At 61.2% G+C, this 17886-nt stretch carries 14 protein-coding genes and 2 pseudogenes; 11 read left to right on the top strand and 5 right to left on the bottom strand.

Features of this window, described 5'->3' with window-relative positions:
• Positions 1-6: 6 nt before the first annotated feature.
• The 4 genes from WFQ67_RS08370 to WFQ67_RS08355 all read right to left on the bottom strand — a co-directional run bounded on the left by WFQ67_RS08370 (position 7) and on the right by WFQ67_RS08355 (position 4049).
• Positions 7-798, bottom strand: a complete 792-nt coding sequence (locus WFQ67_RS08370) for a YfaP family protein (protein WP_213628538.1) — start codon at positions 796-798, stop codon at positions 7-9.
• A gap of 117 nt (positions 799-915) precedes the next feature.
• Positions 916-1857 carry an AEC family transporter gene (locus WFQ67_RS08365; RefSeq protein WP_337056583.1) on the bottom strand — a complete coding sequence of 314 codons (942 nt, stop codon included), beginning with the start codon at positions 1855-1857 and terminating at the stop codon, positions 916-918.
• A gap of 351 nt (positions 1858-2208) precedes the next feature.
• On the bottom strand, positions 2209-2769 hold the full coding sequence (locus WFQ67_RS08360) for a response regulator transcription factor (protein WP_111263670.1): 561 nt from the start codon (positions 2767-2769) through the stop codon (positions 2209-2211).
• Between the two features lie 23 nt (positions 2770-2792).
• Positions 2793-4049: an ATP-binding protein gene (locus WFQ67_RS08355; protein ID WP_111263671.1), complete on the bottom strand. Its 1257-nt coding sequence runs from the start codon at positions 4047-4049 to the stop codon at positions 2793-2795.
• 237 nt (positions 4050-4286) lie between these two features.
• Between WFQ67_RS08355 and WFQ67_RS08350 the strand changes: the two genes are divergently transcribed.
• From WFQ67_RS08350 to WFQ67_RS08305, 11 genes and pseudogenes are all read left to right on the top strand, one after another.
• Positions 4287-5000: an SIMPL domain-containing protein gene (locus tag WFQ67_RS08350; RefSeq protein ID WP_213628536.1), complete on the top strand. Its 714-nt coding sequence runs from the start codon at positions 4287-4289 to the stop codon at positions 4998-5000.
• A 215-nt stretch (positions 5001-5215) separates the two neighbouring features.
• Positions 5216-6817, top strand: a complete 1602-nt coding sequence (locus WFQ67_RS08345) for an ABC transporter substrate-binding protein (protein ID WP_213628535.1) — start codon at positions 5216-5218, stop codon at positions 6815-6817.
• 53 nt (positions 6818-6870) lie between these two features.
• Positions 6871-8463 (top strand): ABC transporter substrate-binding protein, encoded by a 1593-nt coding sequence (locus WFQ67_RS08340; RefSeq protein WP_337056581.1) that lies wholly within the window; start codon positions 6871-6873, stop codon positions 8461-8463.
• 225 nt (positions 8464-8688) lie between these two features.
• Positions 8689-9432, top strand: a pseudogene (locus WFQ67_RS30355) (DUF6531 domain-containing protein); the annotation flags it as partial.
• A 330-nt stretch (positions 9433-9762) separates the two neighbouring features.
• Positions 9763-10353: an RHS repeat domain-containing protein gene (locus WFQ67_RS08335; RefSeq protein ID WP_337056580.1), complete on the top strand. Its 591-nt coding sequence runs from the start codon at positions 9763-9765 to the stop codon at positions 10351-10353.
• 13 nt (positions 10354-10366) lie between these two features.
• Positions 10367-13300: an RHS repeat-associated core domain-containing protein gene (locus WFQ67_RS08330; protein ID WP_442969579.1), complete on the top strand. Its 2934-nt coding sequence runs from the start codon at positions 10367-10369 to the stop codon at positions 13298-13300.
• Positions 13301-13308: 8 nt separating this feature from the next.
• Complete coding sequence (locus WFQ67_RS08325; protein WP_213628531.1) at positions 13309-13617, top strand: hypothetical protein; 309 nt, start codon at positions 13309-13311, stop codon at positions 13615-13617.
• A 283-nt stretch (positions 13618-13900) separates the two neighbouring features.
• On the top strand, positions 13901-14509 hold the full coding sequence (locus WFQ67_RS08320; RefSeq protein ID WP_337056578.1) for a hypothetical protein: 609 nt from the start codon (positions 13901-13903) through the stop codon (positions 14507-14509).
• Between the two features lie 305 nt (positions 14510-14814).
• A pseudogene (locus tag WFQ67_RS30350) lies at positions 14815-15013 on the top strand (RHS repeat-associated core domain-containing protein); the annotation flags it as partial.
• Positions 15014-15304: 291 nt separating this feature from the next.
• Positions 15305-15781 (top strand): hypothetical protein, encoded by a 477-nt coding sequence (locus WFQ67_RS08310; RefSeq protein ID WP_213628529.1) that lies wholly within the window; start codon positions 15305-15307, stop codon positions 15779-15781.
• A 441-nt stretch (positions 15782-16222) separates the two neighbouring features.
• A complete protein-coding gene (locus WFQ67_RS08305) occupies positions 16223-16480 on the top strand; it encodes a hypothetical protein (protein ID WP_173180033.1) in 258 nt (85 codons plus the stop codon).
• Positions 16481-16556: 76 nt separating this feature from the next.
• On the opposite strand, the gene WFQ67_RS08300 is transcribed toward WFQ67_RS08305, so the two are convergent.
• Positions 16557-17771 (bottom strand): M24 family metallopeptidase, encoded by a 1215-nt coding sequence (locus WFQ67_RS08300; RefSeq protein ID WP_337056577.1) that lies wholly within the window; start codon positions 17769-17771, stop codon positions 16557-16559.
• Positions 17772-17886: the final 115 nt, after the last annotated feature.

The following is a 17886-nucleotide window of genomic DNA, read 5'->3' as shown; positions in this document are numbered from 1 at the left end:
GGGACATCAGAAATTGAAGGATTTGACGAGCAGCAGCTCGCCGATGGCACGCAGCGGGACGAGGAAGGTCTCGCGTTTCTCATTCACGGTGTTCTCGTTGAACACCAGGCTGATCTGCGAGGTGATCACCTCGTTCTGGTTGCTGCCGGCGTCGAAGTTGTAGCCGCCTGCGCCCAGGTTGCCCCAGTAGTTGACGTACACCAGGTAGGTGCCGTGCAGCGGCGCGGTCATGGTGAACATCTCCGGCCCCGGGCCATCGACGCTGTCGGTGTCCAGGCCGCCGCCGTTGCTCATCACCGGATCCGCCCAGAAGGCGTGCTGGCCGTCGGGGGTGACGATGTGCAGGTCGAGCTCGGCCTTGGGGTCGTCCCAGCCGAGCACGACGCGCAGGCGGGCGGGCGTCCGATGGGAGTTGGCCTCGTAGAACTGCACGCGCTTGACCGACTTGCCGTCGCCGGACACCAGCTCGACGCCGTTGGAGCCGGCGCCGAAGGCATAGGGGCGGACGAAGCGGCCCTGGTCGTCGGTGTAGAGCGGCAGCGGGTTGCCATTGACCACCAGGCGATGCGGCTGGCGTACGTGGCCGAGGTTGGCCAGGCGGCCTTCGATCAGGGTGCGGTTGCGCTGGCCGCCTCGGTCGATGGGCGGCGTGGGGTAGGCGACGGCGGGGTTCTCGCTGCGGTCCAGCAGCCCGGCGTAGCGCCAGCCGGCGGTCGGCCCCTCCAGCGTCGCGGCCGGTTCGGCGGCCTGGGCCATGGAGGCCAGGAACGTCAGGCAGAGCAGGAGGGGGGCGCGCATGTTTAATCCTTTAATGGCGCAAAGGCGCTGATGCTAGAGCCTCATGGGGGAGCGCGCAATCCGGGGCGTCGAGGAGTCGGAAGTCCCTCACAATTTGAAACATCTCGCCCCGGAAAGCTAGATCAGCCCCATCAGTTGCAACGTCAGCAGGCCGACGTTGGTGGTGAGCACCGCCGCGAGGGTGGTGATGACGATGATCGCCGCCGCCAGCTCGTGGTTGCCGTTCACCGCGCGCGCCATGACGAAACTGGCCGCCGCCGTGGGGCTGGCGAAATAGAGGAAGAGGATCGCCAGCTCGGCATTGCGGAAGCCGCAGGCCCAGGCGCCGACCGTGGCCACCAGGGGCAGCCAGACCATCTTCATCAGGCTGGCGCTCATCGCCATCGGCCCGCTCGCGCGCAGGGAGGCCAGGGACAGGGTGCCGCCGATGCAGATCAGCGCCAGGGGCAGGGTCATCTGCGCGAAGTACTCGCCGGATGTGACCATCCAGGCCGGCAACGGCAGTTGCAGGGAGGCCACCGGGATGGCCGCCAGTACGCCGATGATCAGCGGATTGCCGAGGATGCTCTTGAACAGGCTCCAGGGGTCGGTCTTGGCGTTGGGCGCGTAGAGGGCCAGCACCACCGAGGACAGGGTGTTGTAGCAGAGGATCACCACGCCCCCGAGCACCCCGCCCACCGAGAGCCCGTAGTCGCCGTACATGCTGGTGGCCAGGGCCAGGCCGATGATGCCGTTGTTGCCACGGAAGGCACCCTGGGTATAGACGCCGCGGTCAGCCTTCGGCACCCGCCAGGTCGCCCAGAGCCAGGCCAGGCCGAAGCACACCAGCGTGGCCAGGATGAAGTAGCCGATCAGCCGCGGCTGCAACGCGGTGCGCAGGTCGGCCTGGACGATGGCGAGGAACAGCATGGTCGGCATGGTGCCGCGGAAGACCAGCGAGGAGGCGGTGTCGATGAAGGGGGCGTCGATCCAGCGCAGGCGCCGCAGCAGCACACCGAGGAAAAGCATGGAAAAGACCGGCGCGGTGATGCCGATGATTTGCTGGACGACGGCGAACATGGAGGGGCCTGGCGCGGGGGATAGTTAGGCGGCTAAGGATAGCCAAGTCGGGGCGGGAAGTGGCTTTCGTGAAGCTTTCAGGGCAGAGAAGAGCCAGCCCTTGGCGTCAGGGGAAGGCCCGATCGCGAATGAATTCGCTCCAACAAAGACCAGCCGAGCCCGCATACGGGCATGATCGCTGCGTAGGGTGGAGGTCGCTTCTTACCTCCACCAGGCGGGGCCAGGGTCGGCACAGGGGTGTGCCTGGGGCTCCGGCATCGATGATTTAGCGAGCAAAGGAAAAGCGGTGGGCTGAAGCCCACCCTACACACACCCGACAAGGCGCCGAGGTTTTTTTCGGCGCCATCGGCGTCAGCGACGCACCGGGCGCTTCTGCAGCTTGCGCTGCAAGGTGCGGCGGTGCATGCCCAGGGCACGGGCGGTGGCGGAGATGTTGCCGTCGTGCTCGGCCAGCACACGCTGGATGTGCTCCCACTGCAGGCGGTCCACCGACATCGGGTTTTCCGGCACCAGGGTGTCCAGGTCGGCATGCTGGGACAGCAGCGCGGTCAGCACGTCGTCGGCATCGGCCGGCTTGCACAGGTAGTTGGTGGCGCCGCGCTTGATGGCTTCCACGGCGGTGGCGATGCTCGAATAGCCGGTGAGGATCACCACGCGCATCTCCGGGTCCAGCTCCAGCAGCTTGGGCAGCAGCACCAGGCCGGAGTCGCCCTCCATCTTCAGGTCGAGCACGGCGTAGTCGGGCAGGTCGTCCCTGGCCAGGACCAGGCCTTCCTCGGCCGAGCCGGCGACCGAGACCCGCAGGCCACGGCGACTCATGGCACGGGCCATGACACGGGTGAAGGTGGCGTCGTCGTCCACCAGCAGCAGGTGGGGCTGTTCTTCGCCTTCGATCAGGGGTTCATCGCTCATTTGGACTCCTCGCGGATTCAAGCTCAGACAACGCCGTAACCACGGGGCAGGCGCAACTCGGTGAGGGTACCGCCATCTTCATGGTTGTACAGCTTCACGGTTCCGCCGGCACGGGTGACGCTGGCCTGGCTGAGGAACAGGCCGAGGCCGAAGCCCTTGCCCTTGGTGGTGAAGAAGGGCCGGCCGAGCTGTTCGGCGATGGCCAGGGGCACGCCGGCGCCATGGTCGCGGATGCTCAGCACCATCCACTGGTGGTCCCAGTTGATACGGATGTCGAGCTTGTCCGGGCAGGCGTCGGCGGCATTGTTCAACAGGTTCAGCAGGGCCTGGGTCAGGTCGGCCGGCGGCATGAGCCGGGGCGGCTGGCCGATGCCCAGGCACTGGTAGCGATAGGTGGCCTCGGGGCGCATCAGGTGCCAGCGGTTGAGGGTGACCTCCATCCACTCCACCACCGATTGCTCCACCACCGCCTGGCGTCGATCCGCCTCGGCGGCGCGCACCAGTTGCTGCAGGGTGTCCTTGCACAGGCGCACCTGCTCCTGCAGCAGGGCCAGGTCATCCTGCAGGGACGGCTTGTCGCCGTATTCCTGGCGCAGCTCCTTGAGCAGCACGCTCATGGTCGCGAGCGGCGTGCCCAGCTCGTGGGCGGCACCGGCGGCCTGGGTGGCCACGGCCAGCAGCTGCTGGTCGCGCATGCCCTCTTCCCGGCGCACGGACTGCAGCTGGTCCTGCCGACGCAGCTCCTCGGTCATCCGCGCGGCGAAGAAGGTGATCAGCGCGGCAGCCAGGGCGAAGCTCAGCCACATGCCGTAGATCAGCAGGGTCTCGCGCTGGGCCACCGGCATCTCCAGCGGGTGGAACCACACCAGCAGCAGGGTGTAGGCGGCCAGGGCCATGCCCGCCAGCACCAGGGTGTAGAGCCAGGGCAAGGTGGCGGCGGCGATGGTCAGCGGCACCAGGTAGTAGGAAACGAAGGGGTTGGTCGAGCCGCCCGAGTAATAGAGCAGCACACTGTGGATGACCAGGTCGCAGGCCAGCTGCACCGAGTACTCCAGCTCGGTGACCGGCCAGGGCCCGCGCAGGCGCAGGGCGGTGCTCAGGCACAGGATGACCGATACACCGAGGGTGACCGACAGCTCCAGCCAGGGCAGCTGCAGCAGCTGTGCCTTGTAGGCGAGCCCCACCGAACCGGCCTGGGCGGCCAGCACGAGGATGCGGATGAAGGTCAGGCGCAGCAGGTTCTGCCGGCTGGCGGACAAGAGGGGCAAGGGTTCGAGCATGGGCACTCCAAGGCGTCGGCGGAGTATAACCAAGGCGTCACGCGCTCCGCTGATATGCGTCAACTCGCCGCATCGTCGCATGCCTTCCGTCGGCCGACGACGGGGCCCCGTTCCACTGGCCCTGCCCGGAACGCAAAAAAATGTTCCGGGTCTTAACCCCGATCGCAGCGGACCTGCGTCTAACCCCGTGACTGCTGCACAATCCGTGCACCCCACTGCCTCTCACAAGGAGCCGTTATGCAAGCCATCACCCGCCTCGCCGCTGCCATCACCCTCTGCGCCGCGACCTTCGGCAGCCTCTCCGCCCAGGCCGAGGAAGCCCGCTACAACCAGGTGGCGCTGCGCGCCGAGGTCAGCCAGGAAGTGGCCCACGACCTGATGCACGTGACCCTCTACAGCGAATCCCAGAGCGCCGACCCGGCCAAGCTCGCCGCCGAAATCACCCGCACCATCAACGCCGCGGTGGAAAAGGCGCGGGGCACCAAGGGGGTATCGGTGAGCCTGGGCAGCCGCAACAGCTACCCGGTCTACGACGACAAGGGCCAGAAGATCACCGGCTGGCGCGAGCGTGCCGAACTGCGCCTGGAAAGCCCCGACTTCGCCACCCTGTCCCAGCTCAGCGCCGACCTGATGGGCACCCTGAAGATGGGCGGCATGGACTTCAGCATCGCCGACCCGACCCGCAAGAAGAACGAGGACGCGCTGATCAAGCAGGCCGTGGACGCCTTCAAGGCCCGCGCCCAGCTGGCCACGGAAGCCCTCGGCGGCAGCGGCTACAAGCTGGTCAGCCTCAACCTCAACAGCGCCGGCTTCCAGCCGCAGCCGGTGATGATGCGCGCCATGGCCGCCAAGTCGTCGATGTACGACAGCGCCCCGGCACCGGAGGTCGAGGCCGGCACCAGCCGGGTGACCGTCAACGCCGACGGCGTCATCGAGGTGCAGATGCCCTGATTCCGGGCGGGAGCCGCGCTGCAACGGCGCGGCTCCCTTTCATTACCGCGCCCCCTCATTTGCATATTTGCGACACCGCCTTACACCTTCGTCACAGCTTCTACACTCTCCCCTGCCCTCGGCTTGCCTCAGGCATGTGCCGTGCATAGGTTCTTGCAAGGTCCCTCACGAAGGGGCCCCTCACGATGACAACCACAACAAGACATGAGGTCAAAATGCGTAAAAACGCCGTCATCCAAGCGCTGCTCGCCGCCGGCCTGATCGCCGCCGCACCGCTCGCCAGCGCCGCCAGCAACCTGGTCTTCTGTTCCGAAGGCAGCCCCGCTGGCTTCGACCCCGGCCAGTACACCACCGGCACCGACTTCGACGCGGGGGCCGAAGCGGTCTTCAACCGCCTCACCCAGTTCGAGCGCGGCGGCACAGCGGTCGAACCCGGCCTGGCGGAGAAGTGGGACATCTCCGACGACGGCCTGACCTACACCTTCCACCTGCGCCCGGGCGTGAAGTTCCACAGCACCGACTACTTCAAGCCGACCCGCGAATTCAACGCCGACGACGTGCTCTTCACCTTCCAGCGCATGCTCGACAAGGACCACCCCTTCCGCAAGGCGTACCCCACCGAGTTCCCCTACTTCACCGACATGGGCATGGACGCCAACATCGCCAAGCTGGAGAAGCTCGACGCGCACACCGTGCGCTTCACCCTCAACACCGTGGACGCGGCCTTCATCCAGAACATGGCCATGAGCTTCGCCTCCATCCACTCGGCCGAATACGCCGACCAGCTGCTCAAGGCCGGCAAGGCCGCCGACCTCAACCAGAAGCCCATCGGCACCGGCCCCTTCGTCTTCAGCCGCTACCAGAAGGACGCGCAGATCCGCTACAAGGGCAACAAGGACTACTGGAAGCCCGAGGACGTGAAGATCGACAACCTGATCTTCGCCATCAACTCCGACGCCTCGGTGCGCTACCAGAAGCTCAAGGCCGGCGAATGCCAGATCACCGCCTACCCGCGCCCGGCCGACCTCGACGCCATGCGCAAGGACCCCAAGCTCGACGTCCCGCAGCAGGCCGGCTTCAACGTCGGCTACATCGCCTACAACATCGAGCACAAGCCCTTCGACAAGCTCGAAGTGCGCCAGGCGCTGGACATGGCGGTGAACAAGCCGGCCATCATCAAGGCCGTCTACCAGGGTTCCGGCCAGCTCGCCACCAACGGCATGCCGCCGACCCAGTGGTCCTACGACGACAGCATCAAGGACCCCGCCTACGACCCCGAGAAGGCCAAGGCCCTGCTCAAGGCCGCCGGCGTCGCCGAAGGCACCGAGATCACCCTCTGGGCCATGCCCGTGCAGCGCCCCTACAACCCCAACGCCAAGCTGATGGCCGAGATGCTCCAGGCCGACTGGGCCAAGATCGGCATCAAGGCCAAGATCGTTTCCTACGAATGGGGCGAGTACAACAAGCGCGCCAAGGCCGGCGAGCACGACGCCCTGCTGATCGGCTGGACCGGCGACAACGGTGACCCGGACAACTGGCTCGGCGTGCTCTACGGCTGCGATGCCATCGGCGGCAACAACTACTCGCGCTGGTGCGACAAGGACTACGACAAGCTGATCAAGGAGGGCAAGGCGGTCACCGACAAGGACAAGCGCACCGCCCTCTATAAAGAGGCCCAGCAGATCCTCAAGCGTGAAGTGCCGATCACCCCGATCGCCCACTCCACCGTCAACCAGCCCATGAGCAAGACGGTGAAGGACTTCCGCATCAGCCCCTTCGGCCTCAACTCCTTCTATGGCGTGAGCGTCGAGAAGTAAGCCGTATCGGCGGGGCCGCCCGGCCCCGCCCCTCCACCCCGAAGGGAAGCACCATGCGCCGATGCCTGTCGTCCCTCGCCCTGCTCCTGCCGCTTGCCTGCAACGCCGCCAGCTCCCTGGTGGTCTGCACCGAAGCCAGCCCCGAAGGCTTCGACATCGTCCAGTTCACCGCCGCCACCACGGGCGATGCCGCCGCCGAGACGATCTTCGACCGCCTGGTGCAGTTCGCCCCCGGCAGCACCCGCCTGCAACCGGGCCTCGCCGAACGCTGGGACATCAGCCCGGACGGCCTCACCTACGACTTCCAGCTGCGCCGCGGCGTGAAGTTCCACACCACGCCCTGGTTCACCCCCGGCCGCGAGTTCAACGCCGACGACGTGCTCTGGAGCTTCCAGCGCCAGCTCGACCCCAAGCATCCCTGGCACGAACTCTCGCCACGGGGCTTCCCCTACGCCGAATCCATGGCCTTCGCCCAGTTGATCGAGCGCATCGAGAAGCTCGACGAGCACCGCGTGCGCTTCGTCCTGCGCCACCCCGAGGCGCCCTTCCTCGCCGACCTGGCCATGGGCTTCACCTCCATCTACTCCGCCGAATACGCCGCCAAGCTGCTGGCCGCCGGCACGCCCGACGCGCTCAACAGCCAGCCGGTGGGCACCGGCCCCTTCGTCTTCCAGCGCTACGCCAAGGACGCCCAGGTGCGCTTCCTCGCCAACCCCGACTACTGGAACGGCAAGCCGCCCAGCGACCGCCTGCTGCTGGCCATCACCCCCGACCCCAACGTGCGCATCCAGCAACTGCGCGCCGGCGCCTGCCAGGTGGCCCTCTACCCCAAGCCCACCGACGTGCCCGCCCTGCGCGGCGCGCCCGGCATGAAGCTGGTGGAACAGGATGCGCTGATGGTCGCCTACGTCGCCCTCAACACCCGCCACCCGCCGCTGGACGACGTGCGCGTGCGCCAGGCGATCAACCTCGCCTTCGACAGGAAATCCTACATCCGCGCCCAGTACGGCGAAGGCGCGGCCAGCGCCGCGGTCAACCCCTACCCCGCCACCCTGCTGGGCTACAACAGCGACCTCGATCCCTGGCCCCACGACCCCGAGCGCGCCCGCCAGCTGCTGGCCGAGGCCGGGCACGCAAGCGGGCTCAAGCTGTCGATCTGGACCCGCCCCGGTGGCGGCCCCACCAACCCCAACCCCGGCATCGGCGCGCAGATGCTCCAGGCCGACCTGGCCGCCATCGGCATCCAGGCGGACATCCGCGTCTTCGAATGGGGCGAGCTGATCAAGCGCGCCAAGAACGGCGAGCACGACCTTGTGTTCATGGGCTGGGTGGGCGACAACGGCGACCCGGACAACTTCCTCACCCCCAACCTCTCCTGCGCCGCCGCACAATCAGGCGAGAACCAGGCCGGCTGGTGCGATGGAAAGTTCGACGAACTGATCCGCCAGGCCCGCGCGGAAAACGACCGGGAGACACGCGCCCAGCTCTACCGCCAGGCCCTGGCGATCTTCCACGAACAAGCCCCCTGGATCCCCCTCGCCCACCCCAAGCTATTCAACGTCCTCACCCCCGAGGTGGAAGGCTTCCGCATGAGTCCGTTGGGGTCGAACAACTTCGCGACGACGCGGTTGAAGGCGAAGCCGTGACATCTGGCAACCCCAATACCCATAGGGCTGGAAGGTTAGGAAGAGCTGCGTCCAGCTCCTCACACAGAGGCAGCACTACCTTCGAGTTCCGACGAAGCTGAACACTGCATATTGTTATGTGTAGGCTTTCAAAATTCCCGCTAGCAAATCCCCTGGACAGCCACTTAAGGAACACTCAGGTCTTCATTTCTTTGTGCCTGCACGCTATGGTCCGCACCATTTGAAATGCTTAAGGAGCAAGCAGTGTTCTGGACAAGGATTAAAGCGCAAGGGCCCCGACTACCACGTGGCGGCGCATTAGGAACAAATAACGAAAAAGAACAACGTTCTTCCACCGCACTCACTCAACGGCAGCAGTCCCTAGACAAAATAACAGTCCTAAAGTCTCGTTTTATTGCCAGATTGATTCCAACCATAGTAATACCCCTAGGCATTCAATCTAGCAACACACTTGCTGCAGACTATCACTGGAAACTCTATCAATACCCGAGCCCTTCGTTTCCGTCGGCCTCCGAGGCATGTAAATATTATGAAGATGGCAACGTCTATCATAAATTCCATAGCTTTGGTCTTGAGTCGGAGTCCATCGCAATGTGTTACTCGTTGGTATTCACTCCTCCAATGTTTTTCTCTTATGCCCGCGTTTGGCGTGACGGCAATGGCTGCACGGCACCCAAAATCTATGACGAGGCAATAGGTGGGTGCGTAAACCCAAGCAATACAGTGCTCCCCTCAAAAGACTTGGGAGCCCCTGAATACAGCACAAATATCTGCACTACTGATACAGTCTCGATAAATTTTGCCCTGGGCAATACTTACCAGACCGAAATCGATCATCAGCCAACCGCAGCTGCTCAACCAGTTTTTTATCGAACCTACAACAGCGTGGATGGCATCTGGAGACACAACTACTCCACAAAGCTAACCTTTCAGAACAGCACTATTATTTTAACCAAAGCCGACGGCAAAAAATCTCACTTCACATTGAGCGGGACCATAGCCACCCCTGAGCAGTCGGAACGGGGCTCACTAACCCGAACCGACAATGAATGGCTATATATCGACCCACACAATAAGCAATTCACCTTTGACACGTCAGGCCGTCTAACACACCAACTAGACACAACTGGAGCAGAGGTGACCCTCACGTATGAGCAGCTCTATACCACAGCCACAGACAATCAAAGCAATCAATTGCAATTCAGCAGCAAGCACAGCACCGACGATCACGCCACACAACCAACTGAGATTATATCTGGCCACATAAAAATCACTCTCGATTACGACATCAATGGACAATTGAACAAAGCAACTTGGAATAACGATGGATTAGAAAAAATACGCAGATATCATTACGAAGACCATCGCAATACAAAGCTACTCACCGGCATCACCGACGAGCGCGGTATCCGCTACGCCACCTGGGCCTATGACGACCAGGGCCGCGCTATCTCCAGCGAGCACGCTGGCGGCGCTGAACGCACCCTGGTGAGCTACAACGCCGACGGCTCTTCCACTGTTACCAACGCCCTCGGCAAGCGCACCACCTACCGCTTCCAGACCATCCTGGGCATCCGCCGCATCACCGCCATCGAAGGCGAGCCATCGGCCAACTGCCCCAACAGCAATTCCACCTTCACCTACGACGACCGTGGCCTGGTGAAGACCCGTACCGACAACAAGGGCAACGTCACCACCTTCGACTACAACGAGCGTGGCCTCGAAGTGTCCCGCACCGAAGCCTACGGCACGCCCCAGGCCCGCACCATCACCACCACCTGGCACCCGACCCTGTTCCTGCCGGCCACCGTGACCGAACCCGACCGCATCACCACCTATAGCTACGACGACCAAGGACGCCAACTCAGCCAGAGCGTCAGCCCGCGCTGATCTGCACAAGGACTTGCCCATGACCCCCCTGCACCACCGCTTGAGCGTCCTCACGCTCGCCCTGGCCGGCACCCTCGCCGCCGCCAGCCTCCAGGCCGCCCCGCGCAACTGGAGCTACACCTACACCGCCAGCGGCCAGATCGAAACCGCCGATGGCCCGCGCACCGATGTCCAGGACATCACCCGCTACGCCTACGACGCACAGGGCCACCTCACCACCGTCACCAACGCCCTCGGCCACATCACCCAGCTGTCCAGCTTCGACAGCTACGGCAACCCGCAAACCGTCATCGACCCTAACGGCGTCACCACCGCCCTCACCTACACCCCGCAGGGCTGGCTCGCCTCGGTCAGCGTCGGCGGCGGCACCACCGCCTTCGAGCACGACGCCATCGGGCAGATCACCAAGGTCACCCGCGGTGACGGCAGCTGGCTCGCCTACACCTGGGACGATGCCCGGCGCCTGACCAAGATCACCAACAACCTCGGCGAGCAGGTCGAGTTCGACCTCGACGCCATGGGCAACCGCACCGCCCAGCGCATCAAGGACGCCTCCAACAACCTCACCCAGCAACAACAGTGGGTGTACGACGAGCTCGGCCGCCTGCTGCGCTCGGTCGGCGCCGGCGGCCAGACCCACAGCCAGCAGTACGACCTCAACGACAACCCCACTACCGACACCAACCCGCGCCAGTTCAGCCACACAAAGGCCTATGACGCCCTCGACCGCCTGGTCTCCAGCACCGACCCGCTGAGCAAGGTCACCCGCCTCGGCTACGACGCCCAGGACAACCTCACCCAGGTCGTCGACCCGCGCGGCGTTACCACCCGCTACGAATACGATGGCCTCGGCAACCTCACCCAACTCATCAGCCCCGACACCGGCACCACCACCTACGCGCACGACGCCGCCGGCAACGTCATCCGCAAGACCGATGCCCGCGGCATCGTCACCACCTACAGCTACGATGCCCTCGACCGCCTCACCGGCCGCCAGTACCCCGCCACCCCCGCGCTCAACGTCCAGTACCACTACGACATGACCGCCAACGGCAACAAAGGGGTGGGCCGCCTCACTGCGGTGCAGGACGCCAGCGGCGTGCTCGGCTACAAGTACGACGAGCGCGGCAACCTCATCGAGCAGCTGCGCTCCGTCGCTGTGCTCGGTGTCGACCAGTACGACACCCTCGGCTACGCCTACGACGCCGCCAACAACCTCATCCGCATCGACTACCCGGCCGGCTTCAGCATCCACTACAGCCGCAACGCCGCCGGCCAGGTCAGCCAGGTCGGTTTCGCGGTGGGCAGCGCACCCCCCACCAGCCTCGCCAGCAACATCGGCTACGCCCCCTTCGGGCCGCTCAAGAGCCTCACCTGGAACAACGGCATCGTTCTCAGCCGCACCTACGACCAGGACTACCAGCTCATCGCCCAGCAGGTCGGCAACTGGCAGAGCAGCTACAGCCACGACGCCAACGGCAACATCACCGCCCACGCCCACAGCCTGTTCGGCAGCCTCGACTACCAGTACGACGCCCTCGATCGCCTGACTGAGGAAAAGGCCGCCGCCAGCCGCAAGGCCTACGCCTACGACGCCACCGGCAACCGCAGCTCGCGCACCACCTACGCCACCAGCAACGGCACCGAAGCGCAGACCGCCAAGCAGACCCTGCACTACGCCCCCGACAGCAACCGCCTCGCCCAGCGCAGCACCAGCTACGCCGTCGAATCCGATGCCGCCGGCAACTACACCCGCTACAGTCAGAGCCGCCGCTACACCTACGACGACCAGGGCCGCCTCAACGCCGTCACCGACGAAGCCGGCACGCCCATCGCCACCTACGCCTACAACGCCCTCGGCCAGCGCGTGCTCAAAGATGTGCAGCAAGGCAGCGCCCACACGCCCTACACCTACCTCTACGGCCCCGACGGCCAGGTGCTCGGGCAGGTGCGCTACACCAGCAGCGGCAAGAAGAGCAAAGCCAGCTACTACGTGTGGCTCGACAGCCTGCCCATCGCCCAGATCGACCTGAACTACGACGCCGCCGGTACCACCATCGCCAGCACCACCCTCACCTACCTGCACAGCGACCACCTCAACACCCCGCGCCTGGCCACCAACCAGGGCGGCAACCTGGTGTGGAGCTGGCAAAGCGATGCCTTTGGTGTAGGGCAGCCCAACACCTATGGCGGCAATATCGATGTGATCCTGCGCTTCCCCGGCCAAGTCGCCGATGCGCACAGTGCGCTCTACTACAACTACTTCAGGGACTACGATCCGGAGACTGGGCGGTATGTGGAGAGTGATCCGATTGGGCTTAATGGCGGATTAAATACATATCTATATGTAAATGGTGACCCTCTGAGCCTAATAGACTCTGAAGGTCGTCGTGGAATACGCCCGAGTCGTCGCGGCTCCATGGCACCACCACCCGGTCAAGCTCTGGTTAATCTCCAGGTTAACTCATTAAGCTCTCAGATCCGGAGATACGACCCATCCTTCCAATACCAGACTGTAAGATCGGGAAACTCTCGATACAACCAAAGTGACATACAGAACCTGCAGCAGTATCTGAGCAACGCAAGGAATGCCGGTTACTGCGGCGTTGGAGCCTCATCAGGAAATTATGGCTCCTACTCTCCAAACTATATTGTCACTCCAGGTGGGACAGCGTATCCAGTACCACAAGGCGCAGTAGGTCCTCGACCAGTAATCAACCAAAGCGGAAACATTACTGGATCAGCCTTTATCGGAGGAAGTGGTGGAAACAACAGACAGGTAACCACCATGAGAATAATGAATGCCACTCAACCCAAGGGTAATAGCCCTGGTTACCCAGACGGGTACATACGATATACAAACTCCTCTAGCCCGCGCCCACAAGGAGTTGACCCTACAACGGGGAAAACCTTACCCAATACTGCCGGCCACTACCCAATCGACTAGGAGTACCGATGAAATCCTACTTAACAGCGCTAGTGGATAAAATTGTAGCGGATGCATACACCGACAATGAAGTCACTGGAATTACATTCAATGACACGTCCAAACTATCCGTATTCAACAAACACCAGTTTCTATCAGCCCACCCAAAACAGATAATTGGTGACAAGATTAAATCAGTCGCAGAAAACGAAGAGAAAATCAGCATAGAATTCCAAAGCGGGGCGTCCATAGAAATACATCTAGACAGCCAATCCTGGATAGGGCCTGAAGCCATTGAGTTAGTTCTACCTAACGGTCAAATTATTATCTGGAACTAACCATTGGGGCCCCATTACTCTGCGATGCAACTGCGCTGCGCCCAAAGGCGTAGCGCTTCCACGCCAAATGACAAGCTGCAATACCGCTGAAAGAATGCCCCATACTAAATTGCTCGCATTATATCCAGTACAATACGAGCGGACCTACAGAGAAAGTTTGGTGAATGAAAAACACAAACCAAACGGCACAACAACTTAATGGCTACCCCCCTTACCGCTCCATTCCGTCTTCAAACCCTGCCAAACCAGATTACTCTCAGCCTGTAGCATGAAGGGACTTCAAATGAACATTAAAATCTTTACAATCCCTATAACACTAATCTTGGCATCGTGCACCAGCCAAAACCAAGCCACCCAAGCCACCCAAGCCACCCAAGCCACCCAAGCATATGCACCAAGCTGCCCTGCTTCCACCAAGGGCAACGACATTAATACCGTAGTACTTTTGCTTGAATGTAATCGGAAGCAAGAAGCAAAATTAGTTGCTAGACGCGCATCTCTTCAAGGAAATATAGAGTTAAATAAAATATTCCTTCAGCTCCTAGAGAATGACAATGAAATTGACTACGGGCTTACTAGCGCGTTGAAATCCGCGGAGAGTGGCGATCCCACAGCAACCATCGCAACCATTCATATAGCAGAAAAATATCAATTAAATTCGCTAAACGAGACACTATTTGAACTAGTGAAAAAATCCTCCACCACAGAGCATCCTTACCCGGTACTGAGCGAGTACTCAAAATTCATATCAAATCAGAAAACCCCATCTAAAACCGATCTAGATCGATATGAAAAATTACTGTCTAGCGCTCAAGAAAGACTGGCTAGAGAAGAGTTCAGAGAACTCAAGTCCTTGAGCCAATCCATAAAAAACAGAGTGCAATATCAATAACTGCAATCGTGCTCTCGACATATATACTCCGGCCACGACCAACTCCGTGACCGGTATTAATATGTCGTAGCTAACGAATGGAGATACGCTGCAGAGGCAGGGTTAGAAACAACATTTTTCAATGTCTCGGTCCAAGTGCAGCGTTCAGAACAACCCTGTTCTAAGGCAGATGGCACGCGATGGCTTTCGCGGTCTGCCGCCCTTTCCTCGAGGATAATTAGCTAGAAGCACTGACCAAGACCATGCAAGTCGCTCACGTGATTCTTGCCAGTTGATCGAGATAGTGGCGTTACCGCACATATGACGGCAATATCGATGTGATCCTGCGCTTTCCGGGCCAAGTCGCCGATGCGCACAGTGCGCTCTACTACAACTACTTCAGGGATTATGATCCGGAGACGGGTCGGTACGTAGAGAGTGATCCGATTGGGTTGAAGGGTGGGTTGAATACTTATGGGTATGTCAATGCCAACCCCTTGATCTTTATTGATGAGTTTGGCCTTCAGCAAACTACAGTCGACAAAGCAATTACGCAGGCCATCAGTCGCGGTGATGTGGCAGAGCTGCAAACAATAATGGAGGCAACAGCCAGCCCCGCCCAAAATGCGATAATCAGACGAGCACTAACTCCAGCAAGAGACTTGATTAGAGGCAAAACAAGGCAATCAGCATCATACGCAAGCGAGCTTGAGGGCCACTCTTATGCCGAGATATGCAAATTGGCAAAGGGCAGTGGAGAAATCGCGAACAAGGCGAAGAAAATGAAAAAGCTAATTGAGCAGCAGGAGCGACTTCATGACAAATTATGACCCTTCCGACGCCTTTAAAAAAATCTCCAGACTAATGAAAGAGAAGTCATTCAACCTAGTCATTGAGGAATACAAAAAACTAAAAAACGAGCAGCTCACCCCTAGCTTACTAATAATGAAATCAACAGCAATACAGCTAGCAGAGGACTCACAAGGCTATACTTTAGATGATGCAAAAGAAGCTCTATTTTCGGCCCTAGCACTTGATCCAGAAAACCCTGAAACGCTCATGGAACTTGGGTATTTTTGCTACGCCGTAGAAGACAATACGCAAAATTCCATCACTTTCTTTGATGACGCTGCCAAGAAATCACGAAAAATATTGTTGAACTCCATAATTGGAGGAATAAATGCGAGACTCGAATTAGGCCTGAAATCCGAAGCAAAAGGAGTCATGCACATGTACACAAACTTTGAAGACGACATGAAAATTCAAGAATTGCTAGCCTCTCTCAACAGCTAAAAGCTCAGTGCCGTTTGCTTCATGAGAAGAAATGGCCGCGCGTAGTCCAATTGAATAGATACCGACTATCTCCCCTTGCCCTCCCGCCCCCTCCTCCCTATCCTGCCCCGGCCACGGTCAATCCCGTGGCCGGGTTTGACAGCCCGAAACTAACGGGCGCGAATGCGCCACGACGTGCATGCGAGAAACAGCGAATGTTTTTTGCAGGCATCGGCACGCATGCAGCTTTCATAGCTGCTCTGCTCTATGGCAGATCGCGCGGGGAGACCTTCGCGGTCTGCCGGTTCCCGTTAGCCGGTCTGTCAACCCCGCGCGGTCTGCCACCCTTCGATTGACAGCGAATTGGTGCCAGCTCCTGACCCCATAACGGAGAACCACCATGCACGAAGCTTATGTACCTCTTGCTCACCCCCTCCACGTATCCACAAAGGAGGCCTCGGCATGAATAGCGCCCCTCTGATCGATTACAAAGAGCAACGCATCCAGCAGTTGGTCGACCACCTCGACACGCGACTGCACACCACCCAGGTGATGGCGGAGTTGCTCCTGGATTTCGCAGCCTTGCGCGATGGCGCCGACTACTCCTACCTCAGCCGATACCGGGAAGGGGCCTTGATGGACGCGATGGTCCATCTGTCGCGCAACAACTATGAAGACTTCTGCAAACTGGCAGAGCTGGCGCAGTTGCCAGGTAAGTAGCCAATACCCTGACCACCAAACAACCAATAGCGAGAAGAACAGAAGCCTGCCCTACCGGGCAGGCTTCTTGATTGGCTCACCCCAACCCAAACGGGTCGTCAATGGAGTGGCTCGGCTGGGTGAACCAGCGTGGGCCGTCTTCGGCCATGTAGAAGTGGTCTTCCAGGCGGATGCCGAATTCACCGGGCACGCAGATCATCGGTTCGTTGGAGAAGCACATCCCCGGCTCCAGCGGCGTGGCGTCGCCGCGTACCAGGTAGGGGCCTTCGTGGATGTCCAGGCCGATGCCGTGGCCGGTGCGGTGCGGCAGGCCGGGGAGCTGGTAGTCCGGGCCCAGGCCGTTGGCTTCCAGGGAGCGGCGGGCGGCGGCGTCCACCGATTCACAGGAGGCCCCGAGGCGGGCGGCTTCGAAGGCCTTCAGCTGCGCGGCCTTTTCGAAGTTCCAGAAGGTGCGCTGGCGTTCGCTCGGGGTGCCGAAGACGTAGCTGCGGGTGATGTCGGAGATGTAGCCGTGGAGCTTGCAGCCGGTGTCGACCAGCACCATGTCGCCGTCCTTGAGCACCTGCGGCTCGCGCACGCCGTGAGGGAAGGCGCTGGCGGGGCCGAACAGCACGATGCAGAAGTAGGAACCCGTGGCACCGACGCGACGGTGCGCCTGGTGGATGAACTCCTCGACCTCGGTGGTGCTGATGCCGGCGCGCAGGATGCTGGCGGCGGCCTTGTGCACTTCCAGGGTCATGTCCTTGGCCCGTTTCATCAGGGCGATCTCGGCGGCGGACTTGCGCTGGCGGCAGTGGCCGGTCACCCGGGCGCCGTCGATGAAGTCGTAGCCGCTGCCCTCGCGGCGGATGCCGTCGAACATGAAGAACGGCAGGCTCGGGCACAGCGCCACCCGGGCATCGGTCGCCAGGCTCAGACCGGCGAGCATGTCCAGCAGCAGGCGATAGGGGTTCTCGTGTTCCTGCCAGGTGCGGATCGTGCCCGGGACAACCTGGAAGTCGCGCACCGTGCCTTCCTCGAACGCCGGGGCGATGTATTGCAGTTCGCCGCTGGCGGGCAGCAGCGCGCCCACCAGGCGTTCGCTTGGGTGCCACTGCACGCCGGTGAAATAGCGCAGATTGCTGCCTGCGTTGAGGTACAGGGCGGCGATGCCCTCTTCCTGCATGAAGGCCTGGGCGCGATCAATCCGGGCCCTGTATTCAGCCAGCCCGATGGGGCCGCTGCCGGCGGTCATGTCACGCAATCCGGCGAGCGCCTGCTCCGGCGTACTGCCGCCTACACCCCTGGTCATCACTGGAACCTCTTCATTGTCCGACAATTGCGGCGAAATTTAAGTGAGACTTAAATAGAGGTCAAAGCAAATTTTCAGTCCCACTTAAAATCAGCCCGCAGCCAGCGACGCTTTC

Origin of the sequence: Pseudomonas sp. USHLN015 (genome assembly GCF_037153275.1) — a bacterium.
GTDB lineage: Bacteria > Pseudomonadota > Gammaproteobacteria > Pseudomonadales > Pseudomonadaceae > Metapseudomonas > Metapseudomonas tohonis.
The sequence above is the reverse complement of the archived record's forward strand: the minus strand, read 5'-3'. Positions and strand labels throughout refer to the sequence as shown.